Below are 5683 nucleotides of genomic sequence, written 5' to 3'. Positions count from 1 at the left end.
GGCTGGAACTGGATGGACCCGATCATGGGTATCGTCGGCGCGTTACTTATCACTCGCTGGTCATGGCATCTGTTGAAGGACACCTCCCGCGTGCTGCTTGATCAACAGCGCAGTGACTTGGAGCACGACGTCAGATATGCCATTGAGAGTGACGATGCACGAATCAGCGATCTGCACCTCTGGGCCATTGGTCCAAATATTCACGCCGCCATTGTCTCGATCGTTTCGCATGCTCCCGAGTCACCTGCCGTTTATAGGCAACGTATACAGGCTAGGGGCCCGTCATTAGTGCACGTTACTGTTGAGCCACAGCGTTGTATTAATGAAACGAAGAATACCAGCGCCGGATAAAGAGATTTCGAGGCTCCAGCCCATTGTGGAGCCTCGAAAAATAAACTTACAGATGACCGTATAAAATCCATGCGCCCACTGCAATCAGCGTTAGTCCACCAAAAATTTCTGCTCTGTGTCCCATGACCGACCCTATAGCGCGCCCTAGCATTATGCCAATAGTCACCATGAGGGTCGTTGCAAGCCCAATCAAAGCTGAAGCTATCCATATGTTGACATTAATGAAGGCCAGACTAACACCTACCGCCATAGCATCAATACTAGTACTAAATGCCGTTAGACAGGTCCGGATCAAAGACATTTTTTGGGCTTTATGCTCCTCACTACCCTCATCAGGCCTTGTACCCTCATAAATCATGTGAAGACCCAGGACCGTCAGGAGTGAAAAAGCAATCCAGTGATCCCAGGCCTCCACATAGCTTGCTGCTGATTTTCCAATTAGCCAGCCTACAAGCGGCGTAATTGCTTCGATAGAACCAAAGATGATTCCTATTCTGAAAGCTTCTGTTAGGCGTGGTTTTTTAAGGATTGCGCCTTTACCAATCGCAGCAGCGAAAGCATCTGTGGACATGGCAAAGGCAAGCAAAAGAAGGGCTATTGGGTTCATCTAACTGGCTCCGGTCGGGCATATCGAGTCCACGATATATCCACACGCCCGACCTTAGGCATGGATATATCGATGGTCTCGCCAACCGAGAGGTGTTCGCACCATGGCATCTGGCCAATTATGTTGACACGAACTCTTCCGAGTTTCGGAAGCAGGCTACTCCCCAAAGAGGATGCAATATAACAACTATCCTGAACGATCACAAATGTTTGATGGTTGACGGGTATATTCTCTGATCTATAAAGCGCCCTAGGGTGGTGCCACGTTTACCGGAATACGCAAACGTCCCAGCCATGATTAAATCCGCATCCATCAATCCAGGAAAGCGTCAATTCCCAAGTTGACAGACAGCTTAATCGTATCGGAGCACATCAACCAATAAATCCGATGAGATGGGGTATTGCGACCTCCCCGCCAAACCTAGAGATCAACCAGATTTTCCGGTTACCCTTAATAGGTTAGTAACGCCTATTGTGTCCCCGGTTAGCGGGTGTTTTTCGTCAAAGCTGACGCCGGATAATAGCCAGGACATTGCCCAGACAATGATCAATAAGCCAAAAAACATAACGGCCGGGTCAGGTAGTTTATTACCGACCTTTTCAACGCCATCAAGAAGGCGGTTAAGCAGACTGTCCGGTTTTTCCTTTTGCGAACGGTCTGGTTGTGGAGATTGAGCCATGGTGTAACCCCTGATTGTTATTTTATTGGTCTAATTATTATGCGCAGGTATCATAACCATTATTGTGCAGCGGAACAAAGCAAACAGGGTGAAAAAAGTGTCAATGATTTGTGGTACAGATGAAGCCGGTCGGGGGCCTATTGCAGGGCCGGTTGTGGCGGCAGCGGTGATACTGGATCCGGAGAATCCAGTTGAAGGGCTAAACGACTCGAAAAAGCTGAGCGAGAAAAAGCGCGAGAAGCTCAGTCTGGAAATAAAGGAAAAGGCGCTTTACTGGGCCATTGCTCAATCTGATCCTGATGAAATTGAGGCTATTAATATTCTCTGGGCGTCGATGAAAGCCATGCAAAGAGCGATTGAAGCACTTCCGGTTAAGCCTGACATGGTTTTAGTGGACGGTAACCGGGTGCCTGAATTAAACGTCCCTGCAAAAGCTATAGTGGGAGGAGATGCGAGTGAACAGTGCATTGCGGCAGCATCGATTTTAGCGAAAGTGGAACGGGACAGACAGATGCTAAAGTGGCATGAACTCTACCCACAGTATGAATTTGACAAGCACAAGGCTTATGGCACTCCCAAGCACCTTGAACTATTAGAAAAATATGGGCCGTGCCCTATACATCGCAAGGGCTTTAACCCGGTGAAGCGTGTGCTCGCAAACTTGTGATTTAACCTGAATATTCATACAATACAGGCCTATTCATTGAGCTCTTTTAGGAAGTTGGAAGCCACCATGCAGTCTATCCCGCACGTTGATATGCGTCGTTACCATGACGACTTTGATGCCTTTACTCAAGATGTAGGCAACGGTTATGAGAAATATGGCTTTATTGCCTTAACTCAGCACGGAGTTGATACAACGCTTATTGAACGGGCACTGGATACCTGCCGTGAGCTTTTCGCGTTACCGGAAGACATTAAGAAGCAATATCATCGTCCGGGCGAGGGTGGCGCGCGCGGCTATACTCCTTTTGGTACCGAGGTTGCTAAAGACGCGACACATGTTGACTTGAAAGAGTTCTGGCATGTGGGCCGGGAAGTGGAAGGTGAGCCGCTTTACCCACAGTTGTTACCTAACGTGTGGCCGCAGGAACTGCCTAAGTTTAAGGACGACATGCTCGCTATATACGCGGCATTAGATAAGCTGGGTAATCAGGTACTGGATGCTTTAGCCGTTTATTTAGGTCAATCGCAGGACTTTTTCCGAAATAAGGTCAACAACGGCAATTCAATTCTGCGTCCTTTGCATTATCCGCCTATTATTGATGAAGATACCCCGTCTGTTCGTGCCGGCGCACATGAAGATATTAACGTTTTAACCTTATTAGTGGGTTCGCGTGAGCCGGGGCTGGAAGTTTTAGCCAAAGACGGGACGTGGGTACCAGTAACAATTATCGAAGGTGCTATTATCTGTAATGTGGGTGATATGCTACAGCGGCTGACCAATCATGTGTTGCCATCTACGACGCATAGGGTAGTTAACCCTCCCGCACCATACAATGCTAAATCACGTTACTCTATTCCGTTCTTTTTGCACTTTAATCCGGATGTGATGATTACGCCTTTGGAAAGCTGTATTTCCGAAGAAAATCCGCAGCGCGATGAACCGATTACCGCGGATGACTATCTAATGCAACGCTTACGTGAAATTGGGTTGATAAAAGACTAAAAGGATCAACTGGTGAAAAAAGGCGAGTTTAATTTAAAACGTATGGTTCGAGGGTGGACGGCTGTTGCAGCTTCTGCGCTGTTAATCAGTTGTGCCTCTGCTCCTCAGGAGCCCCAAAGCAATAAGTTCCAATTAACGCTGTTACACATTAATGATCATCACTCTACTTTGGCGCCAAAACAGCAAACTCTGGTTTGGGGTGATCAGGAGTGGCAGGTTGAAGCAGGCGGTTTCCCAAGGGTTGCGGCTCAACTTAAGGCGCTCCGAAAAGCGAATAACAATGTGCTGACCCTGCATGCTGGCGATGCTCTTACTGGTAGCTTGTATTTTACGTTATTTGGCAGTGAAGCCGACGCTCGTATGATGAATAACGTGTGTTTTGACGCTTTTACTATTGGTAATCACGAGTTTGATAATGGCGATGCAGGGCTGGCCAAGTTTCTGCAGCAGTTGGGCACTGAACGTTGTCCGACAGCCAAACTAGGGGCGAACATTAAGCCTAAAGTGGGTGACTCTCCTTTAACACCGAACCGTGATTGGGAGATGTTCAAACCCTATACCGTTGTTGAGCGTAATGGCGAAGAAATTGCCATTATTGGTCTGGATATCGCCAGTAAAACTAAAAAATCGTCACAGCCCGATGAAACTACTGAGTTTTTAGATGAACTGGAAACGGCGCGTAAATATGTTGCCGAAGTTCAACAGCAGGGCATTGAGAAAATTGTCCTGCTGACTCATATTCAGTACGAACGTGACAAAGAGCTGGTGCAGCAACTGCCTGGCGTCGATATTGTCATTGGCGGTGACTCACACACCTTACTGGGTGATTTCAGCGGTTTTGGAATGGAATCTGATGGACCATACCCAACTGAGTTAACAAATGCCGATGGCGACAAAGTTTGTCTTGCTCATGCTTACCAGTATTCACTCGTAGTTGGTGAAATGCAGGCGTTTTTTGACGGTGACAAAATTGAAGAATGCGGTGGCCGGCCACACTACCTTTTGAGTAATGATATTCAAGTGAGTGACGGCATTGTGACAACTTATGAACCCATCAAGACTGCATTGGAAGAAAGTGGTGTGTTCAGCTTTGTCGAGCCGGATGCTGAGCTGCAGAATATGCTGGAAGATTATCAAAGCAAAGTTGAGGACTTTTCTGCTGAAGTGTTAGCGCAAGTTCCGCAACAAATTTGCAGTCAGGAAATTGATTTACCACGACGCGACGGCTGCGCTGATGTAATGAGTTCAGGTGCTCATCGCCTGGTAGCCGAAGCCTTTTTGCATTCAGTGCCGGAGGCCGACTTTGCGATACAAAACGGTGGTGGCGTAAGGTCTGATATTAGTGAGGGAGATTTCACAGTCGGTGACGCATTTAACGTACTGCCTTTTGCGAATACGCTGGTGAAACTGGAGCTCAGTGGTTCTGAGTTCAAGCAGGCAATGGAAGAGGCGTTAGCTTATTCAGTCTCTGACGGCGGCTCAACACGAGCGTACCCTTATGGTGCCGGTATTCGTTACTCGGTTGATTTAACCAAAGAAAAGGGCAGCCGTGTGTCTAATCTGCAGGTGTGGGATAAAGGCAGCAACAGTTGGCAACCAATGACGGCAAGGGCAACCTATGTCATGGTCACCAATAGCTTTATTGCCGGTGGTCAGGATGGTTATGATACGTTTTATCGTGTCAGTGAGCGAGGTCGGGCCCGCAATACAGGAATAGACTACGCTGAGTCTTTGGTGAATTACGCTCGTACTCAGGACGTATTAAAACGCCCACAGGATTTTGCAACACAGTCTTACGTTCCTGCCGGAGATAATTAGTGGCTCGACAGTTCGAGCCTGCACCTGTTTCAGATAACGCCAGATTTGATTTTATTGTTGTCATTCTGGCGTTATTGACGGCTTTTGCCCCGCTTTCCATCGATATGTATCTGCCTGCATTCAGCGCTATTGCGTCTGATTATGCAACCGATACACATCACGTTGAATTATCGCTTACTGCCTTTTTCTTCGGTCTTTTTATTGGTCAGTTACTTTACGGTACTGCGACCGATAAGTTCGGACGCAAGAATCCGTTGTATATCGGGCTGGCAATCTACGTGGTGACGTCTATTGGTTGTGCTTTTGCCCCGGACATTCAGTGGCTTATCGTTTTACGCTTTTTCCAGGCCATTGGGGCCTGTGCCGGTATTGTTATTGCCCGGGCGGTGGTGCGTGACTTATACACACCACAAGCATCAGCCCGTGTGTTCTCTTTTCTCATTCTTGTTATGGGCGTCGCGCCTATTCTGGCCCCGTTATTTGGGGCTTATGTAACGGAATGGATGGGTTGGCGCGCTTTGTTTCTGATTGTGGCTGCATTGGGCGTTGCGTCAGCGGT

At 47.8% G+C, this 5683-nt stretch carries 6 protein-coding genes, 1 pseudogene and 1 riboswitch; of the genes and pseudogenes, 5 read left to right on the top strand and 2 right to left on the bottom strand.

Annotated elements, in window-relative coordinates:
- A pseudogene (locus B3180_RS10550) lies at positions 1–351 on the top strand (cation transporter); the annotation flags it as partial.
- A 46-nt stretch (positions 352–397) separates the two neighbouring features.
- On the opposite strand, the gene B3180_RS10545 reads toward B3180_RS10550, so the two are convergent.
- Positions 398–958, bottom strand: a complete 561-nt coding sequence (locus tag B3180_RS10545; protein WP_226069890.1) for a manganese efflux pump MntP family protein — start codon at positions 956–958, stop codon at positions 398–400.
- A 7-nt stretch (positions 959–965) separates the two neighbouring features.
- Positions 966–1135: riboswitch (yybP-ykoY riboswitch) on the bottom strand.
- Between the two features lie 250 nt (positions 1136–1385).
- A complete protein-coding gene (locus B3180_RS10540; RefSeq protein WP_278358768.1) occupies positions 1386–1637 on the bottom strand; it encodes an AbgT family transporter in 252 nt (83 codons plus the stop codon).
- Between the two features lie 103 nt (positions 1638–1740).
- Here B3180_RS10540 and rnhB point away from each other — a divergent pair, with 103 nt between their 5' ends.
- The 4 genes from rnhB to B3180_RS10520 all read left to right on the top strand — a co-directional run.
- Positions 1741–2304 (top strand): ribonuclease HII, encoded by a 564-nt coding sequence (gene rnhB, locus B3180_RS10535; protein ID WP_054488285.1) that lies wholly within the window; start codon positions 1741–1743, stop codon positions 2302–2304.
- Between the two features lie 66 nt (positions 2305–2370).
- A complete protein-coding gene (locus B3180_RS10530) occupies positions 2371–3306 on the top strand; it encodes an isopenicillin N synthase family dioxygenase (protein WP_278358767.1) in 936 nt (311 codons plus the stop codon).
- Positions 3307–3318: 12 nt separating this feature from the next.
- On the top strand, positions 3319–5124 hold the full coding sequence (locus B3180_RS10525) for a bifunctional metallophosphatase/5'-nucleotidase (protein WP_278358766.1): 1806 nt from the start codon (positions 3319–3321) through the stop codon (positions 5122–5124).
- Positions 5124–5683: MFS transporter (locus B3180_RS10520; RefSeq protein ID WP_286844404.1), on the top strand; the 560-nt coding region annotated here is incomplete at its 3' end. The genes B3180_RS10525 and B3180_RS10520, both read left to right, overlap by 1 nt.

The organism is Idiomarina sp. UBA4206, from assembly GCF_002383015.1.
Classification (GTDB): Bacteria; Pseudomonadota; Gammaproteobacteria; order Enterobacterales; family Alteromonadaceae; genus Idiomarina; species Idiomarina abyssalis.
Note: the sequence above shows the minus strand (reverse complement) of the source record. Positions and strands in the feature narration are given on the sequence as shown.